The organism is Shewanella japonica, from assembly GCF_002075795.1.
In the GTDB taxonomy this organism is placed as follows: domain Bacteria; phylum Pseudomonadota; class Gammaproteobacteria; order Enterobacterales; family Shewanellaceae; genus Shewanella; species Shewanella japonica.
Genome location: NZ_CP020472.1, coordinates 4,590,794 through 4,610,319, shown reverse-complemented (window position 1 = coordinate 4,610,319; position 19,526 = coordinate 4,590,794). Strand labels below are relative to the sequence as shown.

Sequence of the window (19,526 nt, the reverse complement as noted above, 5' to 3'; positions counted from 1 at the left end):
TAGGTCGCAGGTTGGCGAGAACTAGCCGATCCGCGGGCCATTCTTGATGGCGACCGAACGGGCCAGAATCCCTAACGTTGTCCCGTTATGCAATAAAGCACTCATGGTTGGATTAAGCCAGCCAAGTGCAGCAGCAAGCATAATGCCACTGTTGACGTATTCAGCGACTTTAATGTTGCTGTTGATCATCTTCATTGCGATTTGAGACAGCTGATAGGTTTCAGCAACACCGTATAACCTATCTTGCAGTAACACGACATCGGCAGCTTGTCTGGCAAGCTCTGTGCCTTTGCACATGGCTACACCAACGTTAGCTTTGGTTAATGCAGGTGCATCATTTACGCCATCACCCACAAACATCACTTTATGGCCTTGCTGCTGCAATGACTCAATGATGGTTGATTTGGTTTCTGGTGTCGCCTCTGCAAACACTCTATCGAGTTTGAGATCTTCTCCAAGCATGTTGGCTTTGTAGACACTATCGCCAGAGATCATCATCAATTGGCTAATGCCCAACTGTTTTAGATCTTCTAGGGTTTGATAGACATCTTCACGTAGGTGATCTCTAAGGCCAATCATGCCCATCAGTTCGCCTTGATGAGAGATAAAAATCAGATGACGCCCTTTGGCTTCATATTGACGAATTTGCTCTTCATAGGCACTAAAGTCGACAGATTCGTGTGACTCAAGGAAGTGACGACTACCCATAACAAGGCAATGGTCATTGACGGTGCTTTTGAGCCCATGAGCAATGACGTATTCCACTTCACCATGATCAATGTGTGGCAGTTTATGATGTTTAGCAGCGTTCACTACCGCTTGTGAAAGCGGATGGTTGCTGTGTTCTTCAACTGAGGCTGCAATGGCCAATAAATCTCGAGCGCAGTGTTCACCTTGGCAATTGAATGGCACCACGTCGGTGACCTCCATATCGCCATGGGTTAAGGTGCCAGTTTTATCGAATACACACACATCGACTTCGGCTAGCTTTTCAATGGCGCTACCGCCTTTGAGTAAGATGCCTTGCTGAGCGGCGCGGTACATAATGGACTTGAACGTCACTGGTGTACTGAGTTTTAGCGCACAGGAGTAATCGACCAAAAAGACAGATGCGACACGATTAATATCTTGAGTCAGTGCAAATACTGCAGCACCGATCCCTAAGGTAATTTTTACGCGGCGATTCGCCATGTCTTGGGTGACTTGCTGGATCTCGCTTTTTTCGCTCAGAGAGTCGTAAATCAGTTGGGCAATTTTAGCGGTAGTCGCTTCACTACCGACCTTATCAACTCTGACCTTAATCGTGCCTTCATGCACGCTAGAACCTGAATACACAACGGCATCGAGTTCTCGTCGAATAGGAACACTTTCACCCGTCAACGCTGACTGATTAATTAGCGCAGCGCCATCAATGACAACGCCATCAATCGGAACAGGGTCACCTGGAACTAATTCGATAATGTCGTTCACCGCAAGCTCAGTTGAGCTCACCTGCAAGCGAGTGCCATCAGGCATGATCTGCCAAACAATAGACTCTTGTGGGATCATCAAATCAGCGAGCAGCTTGTCACTTTTACGACAGGTTTCTTGCTCCATGAATTCGCCAAGACTAATCAGCGTTTGGGTCATCATCGCAGTGCGATAATCTCCGCGATAGGCTGATAAACCTACGGCGATAGCGTCAAGCACTTCAACCGATACACGTTTTTGTTTCAGCTCTGAAATGCCTTCAGCAAGGGTCGGTGTTATCAGAGTGGCAGTGGTCAAAGCACCCCATTTATTAGGCAGCAAAGCCGCTGATAAAGTACCAATGACATTCATGGCGATATCGCCACGGGTAAATTGGTGTTCAGACTCTTCAAGCTCAGCTTCGCTAAGATCAATCTGGGTTAGCCTAGCCTCGATAGTGTGAGGCTCAAGCAAGTTGTCATCGTAATCAATCACAATCGAGTGAGCGGTTTCATTGACCCGCACAGCACTGACGCCTTGGATCACCATGAGGCTTTTTTTGATCCACTCGCCAGTATCTTCAAGCTCGGTTGCTCGATTGAGCTTGAAGCGTATACGACCCGGAATATGGTGCTTAATTCGCAACGGGATCATTATTCACCTTTATGCAAATTACGGTAATAATCTAACTCAGCTTGTGTGTCTTCGAGGCGCTCTTTGAGCTCTTCTACTTCACCACGTACTGTAGACCAGGCTTTTTCGCCGGTTGATGCCACACTTTGTTGCACCTTTTTATTGCTGATCAAATACGCCACGGCAGCGCCTGCGGCTAATCCCATCATAAAGTGGGTTTTGGTGTTTTGTGCTTTATATGGTGCAGCGTTTTCAGTCGGAGCAGACTGTGCCTGTTGAGCCTGACCTGCTGGGCCATAACCGTAACCATAGCCATAAGGAGGATAATTATTCATGGTGATTTTTTCCTGAAAATTGATCGACGAGGTAAAGTCCCGCTGCGCCTGCAGCCAAAATCGTCATTAATGACAAGACTGGACGGCCAGCCATTTTACCAGCAGCATAAGTGGTGAGCCCACTGATTGCCGCCGCTTGAATAGCTGATTTAGTCGCCTTAGACACCATCATTTCTGCTTCTATCTCACCTTGTTTGTAAGATTTCCACTGGGTAGCGACCGATGCGCCACCGCCTACCATGGCACCGACAAGCAAAGCACGGCTGGCAGGGCTTAGTTGGCTGTATGTATTACTCATGCTGGTTTCATTTCATCTGATGATTGCGTTGCTAGCACTGGTGCTTCTTCAGTTAGAGCAGGCTCTGTTTCAGCAGTCGCTTCTTCAGCTGGTGCTTGATAATGACGCTCTACCGATGCTTGAAAACCTTCTTTACCCGCACTGTAGGTGTCTTTAAAGATTTCACTGCTGTTAGTCACGTTTTCTTTAACGCTACTCGCTGTTTGGCTTGCGGTTTCTTTTACTTTACCGCCACCCGTTTTGAGCATGTCACCTGCGCCAGATACTACGTCCATTAACTTGCCACGGACTTTATCATTGCTAAGTAATAATGCGGCTGCAGCGCCAATCATTGCGCCTTTCCAAAATTCTTTATCGTTCATACCTAAGCTTCCTAATATGTCTTTAAACATGCCTGCGTCTTCACCTAATGCTTGTTCGAGCATGGCTTGCGCCTGTTCCATAAATGGATCGCTTTGCTCTGCATTTGCGTCAGGTTCTGACTGAGGTGGCATGTTAGGGTGAGGATAATATGCGGGGTGCATCATGTGCGGTTGTGACCACATTGGATGATGTTGCGCATAGGGTGAGTGATAGTGTGGATGCCCGTGTGGGCCATTAAATCCTGGGTGCATATGCGGATGGTTATGCTGCATGCCTTGATGCATGCCTTGATGCATGCCCGGATGCATATGAGCATGAGGGTGTTGCATATGAGCATGAGGGTGTTGCATGTGAGGGTAGCCTGAATTAGGCGGCATACCGTAATCATAACCTGGAGGCATATGTGATTGGTAAGGATTCATTTCTGGTGGTACTTGAGCCTGCTGTGGCTGAGCTTGCGGATTTTGCTCTTGTTGAGGGACGCTTTGATTGTCGCCTTGTTGAGCATACTGTGGGGCATAACCCTCGGATGTGTATTTATGGCTCATGTTCTAATTCCTTCGGCATTTAAGTACTGAGCAAGGGCGAAATAAGCGTGTTCTGCCTGCTCATCTGTTCCTGCGAAAAGATCATCAACCAGCTCAGGTTTGACGAGATTGGCGTTGTATTCAATGACGATGCTACCAGTCGATTTATTGATCTTATAACTGACAAAAGCGGGCACTTGAGCAATCACATCGTCAACATTTTGCAAATTAAACTGCATCAGGTGTGACATGATCCCAAGCTTGTATTTGAGACGAATTCGGCCGGGAATATGATGAGCTATCATGACCCAGCGTCTCATTTTGATAACTTTGTTTAGATATTTGTCCATTCGAGCATTATACGAACCGAAAATCTTGAGTTATTTGTTTAAGATCACGTTTGAGTGAATTTTTATGGCAGGGATCGTTAATCATCCGTTTAAATTTGAAGTTGAGCGAAAAAGTGCTGTAGGGAGTGGTATTAAGTTGATGATATTGAATGCTTTAATCAATTTATGCTGAAACAAACTTGGTTTTGTAAGTTTTGTAAAGATTGTGCGGGAAGGGGATATGTTATTGAAGTGAGCAGAACAGGGATAAAGAAATAATGTTTGAAGGTCAAAAATGTGATCGAGTGCTTTACGTACAATTGCTGTCAGTGATAATATTGGTGTAATGATAATGATTATCAATTATAGAGGTGTTCGATGAGTGTTTATGTTCATAAAACAAAGCAAAGATTAAGAGTGAGATCTGAATATATTCGCCACAATAAAGATCAAGTTGTTGAGCTTATTGAGCAGCTAAATGAAATTGATGCTATCAAACATATTAAACACCAATGCCATGCAGGTTCAGTCGCAATTACCTTTGATGATAATGAGCTTGATTGTGAAAGCTTGTTAGAAATTCTAGAAAGTCATGATTGGTTAGTTGAAAGCGGTAAGTCATCATTCGTTGAGAGTGCTGTTATTGCGGGTACTAAAACGCTAGTAAAAGGAATGGCAGGTATTGCATTATCTCGCCTCGTTGGGCCATCAATCAGCCGCGTTATTCTAAGCGTTTAATGGTTATTAATTCAGATTAAATTTTTTCATCGCACATTTACAATTCCCCCCAGCGAGTGCAGGACAGCGTTTACAAGGTGGCGTTTTTAGCGGCAGTTGCGCAATCGAACGTGGCTGAATTTGGACGGCGTTTGTCGCTGCAGGTTTTGCTGTAGAGATAGGCATTTTTACGCGGCTAACAGGCGCAATATGAGATGGCTGACCACTGTCATTAAACCATGATAAAACTGGATTGAGTGGCTGAATAAGTTCCGATACAACATTACCAACAACTTGTCCTGACAACTGGTTAAGCTCTTGCTTTAGTTGTGGATTAAGCAAGGTGACTTTACTGGTGTTTGCCGTTAACGCATTCAATTGCTTTAATGACTTATTGGTCAATTTTTTTGACTTCTTCTTTAGCTTTTTTAGCGCGCTTTTTGAACTCACTGTAATGCCTACTACGTCATGGACTTGATGATAAAATAGCAAAATTTACAACGTAAATAAATATTATTCTCATTTGGTTGTGGTTTTTTTATACTTGCTAAGGTTATTCATCCCAGAACAATTTATAAATTGACTCCCTAAGTTGGACTAATTAGGTCATTATTAGTCACACATCGAATTAAATTAACGGTAATTTCATGTCTTTAACCAAACAATTGGCGCTATTTGTTGATGTCGTTCAGCAAGGCTCGTTTACCAAGGCTGCAACTTTGCATGACATGGACAATTCGTTGCTGTCTAAACAGATTAAAAAATTAGAAACGGAACTTGGTGTGCAGTTATTGAATCGTTCAACACGTTCGTTTTCATTAACCTCAGCTGGAGAAGAGATTTTAGCTCAAGCGTTACAGCTGACTGATACCTTATCCCAAGTTCAAAATATTGCAGATTCATACCAGTCAAAGCCTAAGGGGATTATTCGCATTACGTCTGGGGTGTATTTTGGCCAATTATATTTGCAGCCAGTGATCACCCGTTTTATGAAGCAATACCCTGAGGTAAAAGTCACCCTAAACTTAGATGATAAGCGCACTGACATTATTACAGACCATTTTGATGTGGCATTTCGAGTTGGCAAACTCACCGAGTCGAATTTAATTGCACGGAAAATTGCTAAAACTCACTTTGCCATTGTGGCGTCAGAATGCTTTATTCAAGAACATGGTATGCCTATGACACCTGAAGAGCTGATTCAACTGCCCGCAGTGGTCTACGGCAATGGTAATGTGAATTTAGATCAGATGTGCTTAACTGAAACTCCCCATGGCGATTTGTATAAAATGTATAAAATGCGTGGTAATTATAAAGTCAGTGATGTGCGAACGTTAATCGATGCAGTTAAGTCTGGACTCGGTTACAGCTTGATTGATTTGTTTAATTTAGAAGAGCCTATCGCGCAATCTAAGTTAGTACCATTACTGACTAACTATGGTTTATCAACGATGGATACAGGCATATATGCGGTATACCCACATCGAAAACAGACTTTATTAGTCAGTGAGTTCATTAAGGCGGTGCAAGAATATATCGGTACACCGCCATTTTGGCTCGAACATATCCCCAACTACAAACAGCTATATCAGTAATCCTTGTGTCTGAATAATTAAAAAGCCCTGAATCATCAGGGCTTTTTATTGGTTAGGTTTGTCCTGTCATAAAAGCTTACTCAGACTCAGCTGCTTTAGTTTCAGGATAAAGCGTGTTCCACCATTGTGGCTCGTCTTTCAAATGTAAGTCGAACCATGCCAAGGTTGCATCCCACCAATCAAAGCGAGCTTGGCGACCATTTATATGATGGTCTTGGCCGTTAAACTCAATGAGTTCAACTGGTTTATCTAGCATCTTTAATGCGGTGTACATGTAGTGGCTTTCACCTACAGGTACATTGGTATCAGCATTACCGTGCAGCAATAACATTGGGGTGTTAATCTTGTCGGCGTTATAAAGCGGGCTGTGTTCAACATACAAATCACGGTTATTCCATGGGAAACTGCCTTTACTCGCAATTCCTGAGTAGCCGTAACCCCACCAACCATGACCCCAGTAAGCTGATAAATTACTGATCCCAGCATGTGCCATTGAAGCGGCAAAAATATCGGTTTTAGTGGCTAAATACATGGTCATAAAGCCGCCGTAAGAGGCGCCCATGTTACCAACACGTTTAGGGTCGACAAAGTTATGTGCCTTCAAGAAGGCTTGTGTACCTTCGATAATATCATCAGCGCTGTAGTCGCCCCAAGCGTTAACGTGACGACCACTAAACGCTTGACCATAACCTGTTGCACCATTGGGTTGTAGTACATACACGACATAACCTTTCGCAGCCCATAGGTTAAATGGCCAACGACCAGTAAAGTTACGGGTTACTGGCGATGTACCGCCATAGTAATAAACAAGTGCTGGGTATTGTTTATTGGCGTCAAAATCAACAGGCAGATAGACACGGCCATCAATGTTGTGGCCATGTTTGTTGGTAAAATCAAAGTCTTGAATATCACCTAAGCGCGTATCAGCATAACTGGCTGCTTGGCTATCAAATAGCAGTGACTTTTTACCCGACTTCATCAAGTAAGCTTTTTGTGGCACGGTGGCAGAGGTGCCAGCGTAAGCAATAACAGGTTTTGATAAGTCGCTGGCTACGCTGAAGCGATTAACCATATCCATGCCTGCATTAATTTTATTAAAGCGCTTTTTGCTAATATCGAACAAATATAATTGGCCACGGTCGCCTTCGCCAACGCGCAATACTAAGTCGTCATTACTCAGTTTTGCTGCGCCGCCAATAGCAGGATCAAAGTCTTTGCTGAGAGCGGTGACTTTACCTTCGTTACTACGCCAGTAAAGCTGGCCATCATAGTTATTGACAACCACGCTAGTGTCTTGAACACCTAGACCGTTCATAAAATCAGGCCCGGCCATGATGTACATTCCATCATCAGTATAAGTGGCTGAATTGAAGGTACGGTATTCACCAATGAGCTTTTCAGATAGGTCTTTTACATTGAACTCAACCAGTTGAGTTAAGCTATGAGCAGGTTCTTTATAATCAACAGGTGAACGAGTCAGCAGTAGTGTTTCTTTGTCGGCATGACTGTCGAGCAAGTAGCTGCTGAGTTTGTCATTGGTTAACTGGCGAATGAAGCCTGATTTAACATCTAATTGATAAATTTGGCTGTTGTTTCGCCAGTAACTCCATCTATCTTGCAGGGCTTGGAAGCGTTTATTGGTTGCTTTTTCGTCTGCTTTATAGGGCTTTTCCCAGCTAAATAGTAAGTTATCTCCGTACCATTGAAGGCCCGAGACGTTTTCCATGTCATTAGCGAGGATATTAAGGTTAATGCCATCTACAGTGAGCAGTTGTATTTGATTGTCGGCAACAAAAGCCAATTGTTTGCTGTTATTTGTCCAAGCGGCGCTTGCTGGAGCACTGTGCTGCCAACGATAAAGCACATCTTTACTTGAGGTACTGATTAACTCGGTGACACTGACAGGCTTATTGTCATTATTGGCCGGATAATGGCTTTTGCTTTGGAGTAAATATTTGCCATTTGGCGATAGGTTCAGACTCGTGACGACTTCAGAGTCAAACAACTGCTCAGGAGACACGCGATGGGTTTTAGTTGCTGTAAAACTCGGATTATCAATATCTGACTTACCTTGCCAGTCAATACTGAACTCCGATTCATCATCACTGCCATCGGCTAAAATCATGAATTGGTAATCGCCACTTTGCAGTGCAATTTCAGCTTTAGCAGATGCTTCAAATAGCACACCGTTAAGGTATATCTGCGGCTCATTAAGGCCTGAAACCGTTAATGTACCTTGGGTAAATCGCTCTGCACTAAGCTGGACTTTATAGTCAACCCAACCGGCTGCTGTTTTAGTATCAACAGCTTGCCATTGGTAGCTTTTACCAAAAATATCGATATCACTATTAGCTGACAAGCTTGATGCAAGGTTGGCTCTTAGAGCATCACTGTGACTGCCAGCCGATAAAGATTGTGAAGTGGGAATGGCGACAGGGCCAAATTGTTGAATATGACTATGGTCGATTTCTGCGCTGTGGCTGAATCCTGAAAACGCCAAAGCGATACTGGCACAAACCAGTGAAAGTGCTTTCATGGGGCATCCTTGTTGTTATTAATTCTTTGCTTGAATTTAAACCCAAAATTAGCGCTACAGTGTGTCAAAAATTGTGCGCTTATGCACCATGTTTTAATTCGTTAAACTTAGTTGGCTTGTAAAAGAATATGTCACAATTTTTTAGAACTCATGGCTAGTCTGATAGTGGAATACGATAAATATCAGCATCATTGATACCCTGCATACTGACAATTAAGTGACCGTCAGTGCTACTGGCAAGGCTGCGCTCATTGCGAATACTCATTGCTGGTAAGGTAAACGCTGTACTGATTTGGCCATTGGCATCACGTTTTTGAATGAGGTCATTCTCATCGCTTCGCTCAAGGTAATACAAGGCATTTTGTTGATAGAAAAAACTGCCCCAATCTTTGGCTCTCAGTGAGTCATTCACTTTGGTGTGAGTGCTTTGGCCTTCATCATTAGCGGCTTGAATAACTGCCCCATCGTTGATGGCCCAATAATAAATTCCAGGCTCATTATCTAACGTGTAGTAAATACCATTTTTATCGTCTTCGATGGCAAATTTTATATTTTTATCAAGGAGTAGGCTGACTTTTTTTGTGGCAAGGTCGAAGTGATAAAATCCCCAATGTTCGTTAACAAATGCCGAGTAATAAATAGCGCTACCATCATTAGAAAAAGATGCGTAGCGCACATTGCCTTTCACTTGTTCAATCTTTGCTAAGGTTTGGTTTTGAGTATCACCTAAGTACAGTTCATTGTAGTCAATCCCATGGGTGCGAATAGGCGCAGCATACAGAGAACTTGTTGGAGAAGGGGAAGGGATTGAAATCATACCGATATCATTGGTTAGCATCATATTTTCATTTTGACGCTTAAGCCATAATTCCCAGTTCCCTGAGCGATTAGATAAAAAGATTAATTCGTTGGTTGCGGTAAAGTATTGTCCATATAAATCGCGAGATGAAGAGATAAGCTGTTTGATGATTTGCCCATCTTTTAACGAGCGATGTGTGATGTGTTCTTGTGAAATATGCCTTGCATAATACAGGCTCTGGTTAGCTTCATTGATTGTAATGCTGCTGATGGTTTCATCTTGGTGAAAAGCGCTTAATGTTTGGGTGTCGAAGTCGTATCGTTGTATGACAAAGTCCGCTTCCCTTAGCGCGGTAAAATACAATTGATTTTGTGTATGTTCCCAGTCCATTCCAATGATAAGGGTTTCATCTGAAATGAGGTTGGTTGTGGTGTTGCTATCGAGTGAATACAGCATGATCTTTGCTTGCATGTTATCTTGGCTTCGCATGACTGCAAGCTGAGTTGAGTCTGCTGACCAGCTCATCATTAGGTCATGCTCACCAGCTAATGGTGTGGTTAACTGAGTCACTTCCTGAGTATCGAATTGATAGCTAAAAATAGCTGATGCATCAGTGGTCGCTTTGACATACGCAAGCGCTTTACCGTTTGGCGACCATTCAAGACTGTGTAAATACCCCTTACTAACGCAGGCATTATCCAGTTGCTTATCTTGGTTTGTGATGAGATCACGAACATGTACAAAACACTGATTATCGACTGTGGTTCTTAGGTAGGCCAATGATTGTCCGTCAGGCGACCAGCTTGGCGTTGCTTCGGTATCGTGACTCATTGAAATTTGTCTTAGTGGGGCATCTTCGTCTTGTAAATTCTTAATGTATAACTGACCTTTTGTCCCACTTTTACGCCATTGAAACGCCATAAACCGTCCATCAGGTGAAATGGATGGTCGCTCTTCTACACCTTCAAAATGTGTGATTCGCTCTGGTTTAACCTGAGCATTAATCGGAGGCTGGGTTAACTTGGTTGCTGTTTGGCTGACAAAAAATGCAATACATGCAATTAACGCCAAAGAAAACCCTATAAATATGGGCTTTTTATTATCAGATTTTTGCTGTTGATGAGTGACTACCTTAGTAATGGGGACCGGATCAATTAATAGCTGGTAACCCACTTTTGTGACGGTTTTGAAGTAATCTTCAGGCTGTTGTCCAAGCTCAGAAAATGATTTTCGTAACTGCCAAATGGCATTCCCTGTTCCACGCTTTCCTACTTCAATATTACCTTGCCATACTTTTTCAATTGCTTGTTCTTTAGTGACTGTTTGTTGAGGATGAAGCAGCAATAATTTCAAAAATTCGAATACTTTTGCAGGTAAGGCAACCGTATTGTTTTCTGAGGTGATGGTCATGTCGTAACAGTTGATAATGCATTGACCAATCTGGTAGCGCTGATAAGGAAGGGAAATCATATTAACAGCATAAACTCCTGAGCGTGTTTCTATTCGTTATTATGTTCAGAGTAATATTTGGTTATGGTGCCTAAAAATATTATTTAACGGTGCTGGTATATTTTATTAATGCGTTTTAGGCATGACCAAATAGCTTTGAGTAACATAACTGATTTATTATTTTTTGAAATACGCCAAGAATTTTGGGATCTTGGATAATGTTTACTGATAGGAGTGTTTTTATAACAATTACAGCGCCTTAAGTTATATTGCTTAAATGTTAAATTAATGTTTCAATTTGTATCTCGGGAAATAAAAAAGCGCCCTAAGGCGCTTTTTATTCATTTTAGATGTTATCTAAGGTTAGTGTTGTCTGCGGCGTAACCCGAGTAAAGCGAGCAAGCTTAAGCTTAACCAGCCAAAGCTACCACCATCGTCACTTTTAGGTTCTGGCGCCGCTTCAGCCACAGGTGCATTAATGGTCATGGTAAAGCTAGTTTCGGTTTTATTGACCATGTCATCAGCTGTTACTACCACCTCATAAGTCCCAGCAGCTGCAGTACCAGTAATCATACCTGTTTTACTGTCGATACTGATGCCTTCAGGTAGACCCGTCGCGCTAAATGTCAGTGCATCACCTTCAGCGTCGCTGAAATACATTGAGGCATCAATTTCAGCCGCTTGTTGAGCATCCATGGTGACAGCTGGCATTTCAGCGATAATTGCTGGTGCAATATCATTAACGTTATTAATGTTAATCGTCACTGTCGATACCGCAGTGTATGCGTTACCTTGATAGCCAATGACTTCTAAGTCATAGCTCATGTGGCCTGCATCATAATCGATAGCATCAGGGTTGTTGACGGTGATTTCTCCGTTGTTTGCAACCGAGAAAGGATCGCCAGGAATTGCTTTGGCTAATGCCAGTGTGTATGGAGACCATTCTGCTTCATATTGACCATTAGCAAAGAAGGTTTCTGCATCCAGTTCAACATGGGCAACCATTTCTCCCATTTCAGCATCTTCATTAATGCTGTGACTTTGGCCGTCTTTGGGATGTGGAATAAAGGCATAATCACCTTGGCCCATAGGCGTCGCCATTGCCCAGTTATTTTCCAGGCTCATGATTAACATCCCGTCATTTTGACAGCCACCGCCACCAAACCCGAAAGAAAAGTTACACTCACTTGCCATCGCAAGTTCGGCTGTTTCGCCAGCGGCTAGAGTGACCATCGGGCTGTAATGTTTGGCTTCACCTTCTTCCACTAAGCGAGAGATTAATGGTAGTCCACCATCTTTACTTTGTGTTTCGACCATTTCGCCGGTAAACCAGTCGAAATACTCAGTTGTGGTTGTCTTACCATATTTGACCGGATTAAACAGAATAATGGGTTCACCAAGGTTTGCTAAAGCGTCGCGGTCGGTGCCAAAAAGCCAGCCTTGGTTTTGGTCAAAGTCCTCTAAGCTCGCCATGTTTTCGCCATGATATAAGTCATCGAGACAGTATTGTGCGACAAAGTTTTGGCCATGACCTGTGACATACGTGGGTAAGCTAGATTTTGTGTAGCGGCCATAATGATCGGTCCAGTCGTACTCTTTGTTAAAATCAATGTAGTAGGAATGTGGCTGACCATTTTCATCAGCTTCAATAAAACCACTCATGACCATTTGAGTCGCTTCATCCCATGCATAAGGATCGCCATTAACTGCTTTATCGAGTTCGTTGTCGATAACAAACTGCTCTTGGTAAGTACTCCAATAGACAAGTGCAGCACCCGCTTTATCAAAATGGTTCGCCATCCCGACATCATTCGGTTCAAAGAAGCGGCCAGCAACAACCATTTTTTTACCTGACGAACACATCGCTTCATCATAAATACCACCAGCAACCGTGTTGAGCATGTTACCTTTGGTATGCTCTTTGCCGACATTGATGTTGGGTTGGTGTTTCATGGCAGGAAACACGGCAAATGTTGTTTCTGTTTCACTGTCATTGGTAAATTGCTGTGCATATGCACCAGCTGTTTCGCTAAATTTTTGAGTAAACTCAGTACCATATATTTCTTCATACGTATCAAAGTGACGGGTGATAGAAGTTTTCGCACGTGGTTTGGCAAGCCAATTCACACTCAGTGTTGGTCGTTCTTCAGCCATTAATTGCAGCTGGCCTGAAAGCTCGATTTTTTGCCAATTTTCAATAGTTAAATCACTGCCCATTTTCATCGGCCAATTAGCCAGCTTGGTGTAATCAACAACCATAGTGACTGGGAAAACGACCGTTTGTCCTGCAGGGACACTGATATTGGCTGGGTGCTCCCAAGTCAGCGCCATGTCGCCATCTTTGCCCATGCTTGTTAGGGCAACATCGTATGTGACGGTTTCTTCTGAAAGGTTTTTAAGCTGCACTTGTTTGGTATAACGCTGCGTGCCAGTGCCTTCTGAAAAGCCAAAACTGAGGTTAGGCTGATATGAGCCTTTTTCCCACACAACCGCTGCAGAAGCTAATGCGTCTTCAAGGTTTTCAGCACCGCTACCAATAAGCGTTAATTCACCTTGCTTGTTGTTTAGATCCATGACTTTGTTGTTGGCTGTATTCATAAGCAATGCTTTGATTTCAGTCATCGACAATGAAGGGCGTTTTGATTTTAATACCGCAGCGGCCGCAGCCATGCGGGCAGCAGCCATGACAGTGTCAGATTGGGTGTCCATTTCATCGCCACCACCGACAACGGCGACTTCGATATCTTCAGCGTAGCTGACCATATCAGGTTTACTGAATGTTGATGCACCACGAACTGGGCCATATGGGGTCTTTTCTGTGACCATCATATTGTCTTCTTCGTCAGCAACCATGCCACCAACTGTTAATGCACTCGGCGCGGCGCCGCGCCATGTCATATTAAAACTATTGTCGTACCACTCTCCGCCATTACCAGCGTTAACTACCACTAAGCTACCTAATGCCGAAGCCATTTCAATTGCATAAGCTTCAATCACTGCACCTGATACGCCATCATCATGCTCAGCATAAAATGCATTACCACCTAATGCATCGACGACAATGATGTCTGCTCGATCGTCAAAACTACCATCTTGATTTGGGTCAAGAGCGTATTCTAGAGCCAACATAAATGTGCTTGAAGTTTCTGATGACAAGCTATAGCCGTAGCCATATGGATCAGACACATTTGAGGTTTTATACGCTGCAATTTTGGCTGCAGGCGCTAAAGCGTGAACAACGCTGGCAAGTCGAGTACCGTGACCTGTATTGTGTGTCGCGCCGTCGTAATCACGGGTAAAATACACATTTTGGTCGATTGGGTTTGGATCTAATCCCCAGCCTGCATCACTGGCTAAGTCCATCCCTTCAACAACCACATCTGTTGGAAAACCATCAAATGCATTAACGGCATTCTCCATTGCTGTTGCATAGGATTCATCGCTGCCATCGCCGCCAAGTCCTGTATGGGTATAATCAACACCACTACCAATGATGGCAACTTTAACGCCTTCACCCGCTGTCATGTCGTCAGAAAATGCTGGCGCAGAAGCTGGAGTGATAGAGTTAATCGAAGGACTTGTTGCTGTACGAAGTGCATTTGTTGGCACGCTAATAGGTGCTGCAGCCACAACCACGGCTTGTACACCATCAAGTTGTTTAATTTTTTCAATATAGCTGCTGTCGGCTTGTACTCGAATAAAGTTACCTACGAGTTTAGAACCAGGAAGCGTCTTGATATTGCCATCAAGTGCCATGATGTTATTAATCACTTGCTGCTGGCTTGCTTCTATTTGTTGTAGGCGCTGGGCAAATTTACTTTTGTTGTTGATAGTTGCTTTAGTTAACGACCCTTTATCAGATAAGTAAACATATAAGGTCGCATTTTCGGTTTGTTGAGCTGAGGCTGAGTAAGGTGACAACACATCAGACTGACTGGCAACGACGCTAGCTGCTGGCATCATTGAGGCGATTGCAATGCACGTCGCTAGTTTTGACTTAGTAAATGACATAGGGTTTCCCTTCAAATTATTGTTTTATATTTTTGCTTAACTTCATTTCTTTTTATTTCAAATAGAGTTGCCGCACTCTTAGGCTCATTGAGTCAGAAGTCCTCTGCTCAATACTCGTACATAGGTTTTCATTGAAACCACCACAAAGCTCAAGCAAATGGGCGTTGATTTTGTTTCTTTTATCTTTCAATAATTTTTCATTTACTTAATAAACAATAAGATAGCATCTGTTTTTTATTGTTGAATTTGGTGAGTGCACCATAAAAATGTCATGAAGCCCTGTTATGGAGTTAAAAGAGAATATATCGCTAAAATTGGATACATTTAGATACAGTTTGTTTTTGTAAGTTTATGATTAAAAAGGAATTGAAATAAAAGTGAAGCTTAAATGAAATGGAATAGTCGCTGTATATTTGCCTCAGATTATTATCTTCGAGTATCAAGGTTACAGACATCGTTATTGCTGCGAAATGTTGTCGTTAACAGCATGATTTATTGCCAAGCAATGGCTAACGAAAACAGATAAAGACGCGATAGATAATAATTAGAACGAGGAAGATATTGTGACATCGATATATAAGAAAAGCTTAATTGTAGCAGCGCTAACGCTGGCATTTAGCCCTAACTTGCAAGCGAAAGTGATTGATACCCGAGGTCTTGATACCGATAGTGGTCAGCGAGGATACCAACCAACGACCAAGAATCCACGTCAAATTGATAACCTTTATATAGTGTTATTAGATGACCAGCCCCTAGCGACTTATCACGGTGATAAAGGGGATCTTAAGGCCACAAGCATTTTAGCTAACCCATCAAATTCCCGAGCTAAAACAGGCGTGCTGAATGTTAACAGTGCAGTGAGTCAGCAATATATTCAATACCTTAATACCCAGCGTAGTAAAACATTGTCTCTGGCGAAATCAACATTGAACCGCCAATTGGCTGTGCATGACGATTATCAAATTGCCTTAAACGGTTTCAGTACTGAGTTATCAGAAAAAGAAGCGCAAATGCTGGCTTCTGTTGCGGGTGTAAAAAGCGTTCAAAAAGTCGAACTACGTCATTTGAATACTGACTCTGGGCCAAAGCATATCCAAGCGCCAAGTGCTTGGGATGGCTCAGCAACAGGCGTTTCTAGTATGGGTGAAGGCGTCATCGTCGCAATCATGGATACTGGGATTAACCATACAAGTGCTTCTTTTGCTGATATTGGTGGTGATGGTTATGACCACACAAACCCACTCGGAGAAGGTACCTACTTAGGTCATTGTAGTGATTCTGATTTAGCGCATTATTGTAATGACAAATTGATTGGTATTTGGGCGCATGAAGCTCTTTTAGACGACTATACCCCAGAAGGGGACGACCGAATTGGTATTGACCATAATGGTCATGGCTCTCATGTGGCTTCAACCACAGCAGGTAACATCGTTAAAGATGTGACGGTTTATAACGCGGTTGGCGAAGAAGCTGAATTTAGCTTTGGTCAAATTAGTGGTGTTGCCCCTCATGCCAATATTGTGTCTTATCAAGTGTGCGCCGCCGATGCAGGATGTTGGCCTGATGTCACTGCATTAGCGGTTGAGCACGCAATTGAACATGGCGTTCAAGTTATCAACTATTCAGTCGGTGGTGGAGCAAGTGACCCATGGAATGACACAGATGCATTAGCATTTCTTGCTGCGCGAGAAGCGGGTATCCATGTTGCGGTCGCAGCAGGTAATGACGGCCCAGGCGCTGAGACCGTTGGTTCACCGGGTAATGCGCCTTGGCTTACCACCGTCGCCGCTTATACACATGATCGTAGCTTCACAGACAAGGAAGTCACCTTTACAGGCGGAGATTACGATCTTGAGCCATTAACAGGTAAAGGCGCAACAAGCGGTATCTCTGGCGAAATCATTAGTGCTGAAGATTTAGGCATGGCAGGCTGTCTTGAGCCTTTTGACGCTGACACAGTAACCGGAAAAATTGTTGTATGCGAGCGAGGAGATATAGCAAGGGTAGCTAAGGGGACTAATGTTCGTGCTGGTGGCGCTGCTGGTTTAGTCTTGATTAACTTAGAGGGTGGCGCTGAGACAGTCGATGCTGATTTACACGTCTTACCCGCAGTACATTTAGATGCTGATCAAGGTGCACTACTGACGGATTGGCTATCGTCTGGTTCTGATCATACTGTGAGTTTTAATGCGTCAGTACTTGAAAGCGATCCTGCTAAAGCAGATATTGCAGCGGAATTTACCTCACGAGGCCCTGAGTCAATAATGAACCGTTGGCTTACACCGCATATTTCTGCTCCTGGCGTTGAAATTTACGGGGCGAATACAGAGTACCAACCGTGGCGAGATACTGGAGATAAAACAGAATCTCCGACGACCTTTATGAGCGGTACTTCTATGGCGAGTCCGCATATTGCAGGTGTGTATACCTTAATTGCTGCTTTAAAACCGGAGTGGACACCGGCTCAAGCTCAATCTGCTTTAATGCTCAGTGCTGAAACAAACACATGGATGGAAGACGGTGTGACGCCATCCAGTTTATTTACAGGTGGAGCTGGCAGCGCACGTGTCGCAGATGCATTAAACGCTGGCTTGGTGATGGATGTATCGCATGAAGACTATACGTTAGCAGATCCTAGTTTAGACGGCACACCCGAGTCATTGAACCTACCTTCAGCATTAATGAGTAACTGTATGATGGCGTGTTCGTGGACAAGAACATTCACAGCAACAGCATCGTCAACATGGACTGTGGGCGAGTTATCTCAAACCCCTGGTTTGTCTATCTCTGCAACCCCTTCAAGTTTTACCCTTGCTGCTGGCGAAAGTATTAGCTTAGATATCACTGCAGCCATTGGTGAAGGCTATGCGTCAGAATATGGCATGGGATACTTAGTATTAACGCCAGAAAATACAGCGCTAACTCCCGCCAATATGCCGGTAGTGGGGAGCTTTGTTGCTGGCAGTATGCCTGAAATAGCGCAGTTAACCACAGGGCAGAATAAAGGTAGTGCTGCGATTTCTGGCATTAAGACCGTCGGCTCAAGTGATATTCAGGTTGGGGTCTTTGAGTTAGCTGAAGTTGAAGTGATTGAAACAACCATACCTCGAGACGACAGCGATACATCGAACTGGCCAACGAATGTGTATAACGATAGCAGTAAGTATTATTCGCAATTAGTGAACATTACGCCGAACACTAAGCGTCTTATTGCACGTGTTAAACATACCAGTTCACCGGATTTAGACTTATATATTGGCCGTGATAGTAACTATAACGGTAAGCCTGATAATGCACGGGAAATGGATCCTTTAACGTGTATGAGCGCAACAGAAACGGCTTATGAGTCATGTGAAATCAATGACCCAGATCCAGGTTCTTACTATGTCACAGTGCACAACTATGGTGATACGTCTGCGCCGTCAGATGTCGAAGATGATGTGGTGATTGAACTCGCTGTCATTGGCAAAGATGATGAAAGTGTAACTGTTGACTTTAAATCTGCTGTGGCAGCCGATGAGGATATTGGGTTAGTCCTTAACTGGGATAAAACACTTAAATCTGACACGCTTTATACGACTGTACTTGAAATTGGTACCGGTGTAGATGCTGCAGATAACGTGGGATTAATGCCAATTGAGTTATACCGAAAAGCAACCTATGCCCAAAGTCAGCTGGATGTCGAATCAGCAGATACTGGCGATATGATCACATTATCTATTGCGCTTGCAGACAATGACACTGATGAGGAACGCACCTTATTAGTCACTGCGCAGTTGCCAGTCGGTTTGGTTATCGAAAGCGACAGTCATCAAGGGAATGTTGATGGTGAAATGGTTTCTTGGGAAGTGGTGCAAGCGGCCAATGAAGCTGGACAAGAGATTGTCGTGGAACTTGATACACAAGCATTGGTGATGAGCCAAGACTTGGTATTCAGTGTCTCGCATACTCTTAATGAAGTGAGTCATACTGAAATGCTAGCGCCTGTAATGTTAAGTGGTGTACCTGTTGCCAAAATCAATGGTGAACAATCCATTTCGCTGACAGCTGATGAAGGCACGACAGTGAGCTTATCAGCAAGTGATAGTACCGCGCCTAATAGTGATGATGAGTTAACTTATGCTTGGAGCCAAGTGTCAGGCCCTGTGGTGACCTTCGCAGATGCAATGGTCATGGATACCGATGTAACGCTACCAGCGGTTGATGCTGATGCCAGTGCCGTGATTGAGCTAACGGTCAGTAATGGTGTTAAAACAGCGGTAGCTGCAACAGCAACCATTGCTGTGACTGCTGAAGTGATAGCACCAGAGCCTGAACCTAAGTCTGATTCAAGCGGTGGTGCAATGGGGTTATGGTTTTTTGTGCTGGGCTTGTTAGGCCTTAGACGCAGAAGTTAATCTCAGCGCAACTTTAATCTAAATTCTAAACTTTATATTTAAGCCGCTTCAATGGTGAAGCGGCTTTTTATTTGTGTACGCTTTATGT

12 protein-coding genes are annotated in these 19,526 nt (G+C 43.6%); 3 read left to right on the top strand and 9 right to left on the bottom strand.

Translation table 11 applies throughout. From position 1 onward, the window contains the following. Positions 1 to 21: 21 nt before the first annotated feature. The 5 genes from SJ2017_RS19605 to SJ2017_RS19585 are packed head-to-tail and all read right to left on the bottom strand — an operon-like array spanning position 22 to position 3,955. Positions 22 to 2,103: a heavy metal translocating P-type ATPase gene (locus SJ2017_RS19605; RefSeq protein WP_080917067.1), complete on the bottom strand. Its 2,082-nt coding sequence runs from the start codon at positions 2,101 to 2,103 to the stop codon at positions 22 to 24. Continuing rightward, complete coding sequence (locus SJ2017_RS19600; protein WP_055025539.1) at positions 2,103 to 2,417, bottom strand: YtxH domain-containing protein; 315 nt, start codon at positions 2,415 to 2,417, stop codon at positions 2,103 to 2,105. Before SJ2017_RS19600 ends, SJ2017_RS19605 begins: the two co-directional genes overlap by 1 nt. Further along, positions 2,410 to 2,715: a magnetosome protein MamC family protein gene (locus tag SJ2017_RS19595; protein ID WP_055025538.1), complete on the bottom strand. Its 306-nt coding sequence runs from the start codon at positions 2,713 to 2,715 to the stop codon at positions 2,410 to 2,412. Before SJ2017_RS19595 ends, SJ2017_RS19600 begins: the two co-directional genes overlap by 8 nt. Next, positions 2,712 to 3,626 carry a YtxH domain-containing protein gene (locus SJ2017_RS21640; RefSeq protein ID WP_218919238.1) on the bottom strand — a complete coding sequence of 305 codons (915 nt, stop codon included), beginning with the start codon at positions 3,624 to 3,626 and terminating at the stop codon, positions 2,712 to 2,714. The genes SJ2017_RS19595 and SJ2017_RS21640 overlap by 4 nt, the downstream gene beginning before the upstream one ends. Then, on the bottom strand, positions 3,623 to 3,955 hold the full coding sequence (locus SJ2017_RS19585) for an HMA2 domain-containing protein (protein ID WP_055025537.1): 333 nt from the start codon (positions 3,953 to 3,955) through the stop codon (positions 3,623 to 3,625). Before SJ2017_RS19585 ends, SJ2017_RS21640 begins: the two co-directional genes overlap by 4 nt. Before the next feature lie 357 nt (positions 3,956 to 4,312). Here SJ2017_RS19585 and SJ2017_RS19580 point away from each other — a divergent pair, with 357 nt between their 5' ends. Beyond that, complete coding sequence (locus SJ2017_RS19580; protein ID WP_065110374.1) at positions 4,313 to 4,672, top strand: HMA2 domain-containing protein; 360 nt, start codon at positions 4,313 to 4,315, stop codon at positions 4,670 to 4,672. 6 nt (positions 4,673 to 4,678) lie between these two features. Here the strand turns inward: SJ2017_RS19580 and SJ2017_RS19575 are convergent, their stop codons facing one another. After that, complete coding sequence (locus SJ2017_RS19575) at positions 4,679 to 5,101, bottom strand: hypothetical protein (protein WP_080917065.1); 423 nt, start codon at positions 5,099 to 5,101, stop codon at positions 4,679 to 4,681. 197 nt (positions 5,102 to 5,298) lie between these two features. Between SJ2017_RS19575 and SJ2017_RS19570 the strand changes: the two genes are divergently transcribed. Continuing rightward, positions 5,299 to 6,246, top strand: a complete 948-nt coding sequence (locus tag SJ2017_RS19570; protein ID WP_055025534.1) for a LysR family transcriptional regulator — start codon at positions 5,299 to 5,301, stop codon at positions 6,244 to 6,246. Positions 6,247 to 6,322: 76 nt separating this feature from the next. On the opposite strand, the gene SJ2017_RS19565 is transcribed toward SJ2017_RS19570, so the two are convergent. The 3 genes from SJ2017_RS19565 to SJ2017_RS19555 form a co-directional block, all read right to left on the bottom strand. Further along, complete coding sequence (locus SJ2017_RS19565; protein ID WP_080917064.1) at positions 6,323 to 8,782, bottom strand: alpha/beta hydrolase family protein; 2,460 nt, start codon at positions 8,780 to 8,782, stop codon at positions 6,323 to 6,325. 154 nt (positions 8,783 to 8,936) lie between these two features. Continuing rightward, positions 8,937 to 11,051: a winged helix-turn-helix domain-containing protein gene (locus tag SJ2017_RS19560; RefSeq protein WP_080917062.1), complete on the bottom strand. Its 2,115-nt coding sequence runs from the start codon at positions 11,049 to 11,051 to the stop codon at positions 8,937 to 8,939. A gap of 342 nt (positions 11,052 to 11,393) precedes the next feature. Next, positions 11,394 to 15,041: a S8 family serine peptidase gene (locus SJ2017_RS19555; RefSeq protein WP_080917061.1), complete on the bottom strand. Its 3,648-nt coding sequence runs from the start codon at positions 15,039 to 15,041 to the stop codon at positions 11,394 to 11,396. Between the two features lie 563 nt (positions 15,042 to 15,604). Between SJ2017_RS19555 and SJ2017_RS19550 the strand changes: the two genes are divergently transcribed. After that, the gene (locus SJ2017_RS19550) at positions 15,605 to 19,438 is read left to right on the top strand and encodes a S8 family serine peptidase (RefSeq protein ID WP_080917060.1); all 3,834 of its coding nucleotides are present in this window, start codon (positions 15,605 to 15,607) and stop codon (positions 19,436 to 19,438) included. The last annotated feature ends 88 nt before the right edge of the window (positions 19,439 to 19,526 follow it).

Bases quoted from the DNA above. Each gene is read 5' to 3' on its own strand.
- SJ2017_RS19605 (WP_080917067.1), bottom strand. From the start codon at position 2,103: ATGATCCCGTTGCGAATTAAGCACCATATTCCGGGTCGTATACGCTTC.
- SJ2017_RS19600 (WP_055025539.1), bottom strand. From the start codon at position 2,417: ATGAATAATTATCCTCCTTATGGCTATGGTTACGGTTATGGCCCAGCA.
- SJ2017_RS19555 (WP_080917061.1), bottom strand. From the start codon at position 15,041: ATGTCATTTACTAAGTCAAAACTAGCGACGTGCATTGCAATCGCCTCA.
- SJ2017_RS21640 (WP_218919238.1), bottom strand. From the start codon at position 3,626: ATGAGCCATAAATACACATCCGAGGGTTATGCCCCACAGTATGCTCAA.
- SJ2017_RS19585 (WP_055025537.1), bottom strand. From the start codon at position 3,955: ATGGACAAATATCTAAACAAAGTTATCAAAATGAGACGCTGGGTCATG.
- SJ2017_RS19565 (WP_080917064.1), bottom strand. From the start codon at position 8,782: ATGAAAGCACTTTCACTGGTTTGTGCCAGTATCGCTTTGGCGTTTTCA.
- SJ2017_RS19560 (WP_080917062.1), bottom strand. From the start codon at position 11,051: ATGATTTCCCTTCCTTATCAGCGCTACCAGATTGGTCAATGCATTATC.
- SJ2017_RS19570 (WP_055025534.1), top strand. From the start codon at position 5,299: ATGTCTTTAACCAAACAATTGGCGCTATTTGTTGATGTCGTTCAGCAA.
- SJ2017_RS19580 (WP_065110374.1), top strand. From the start codon at position 4,313: ATGAGTGTTTATGTTCATAAAACAAAGCAAAGATTAAGAGTGAGATCT.
- SJ2017_RS19595 (WP_055025538.1), bottom strand. From the start codon at position 2,715: ATGAGTAATACATACAGCCAACTAAGCCCTGCCAGCCGTGCTTTGCTT.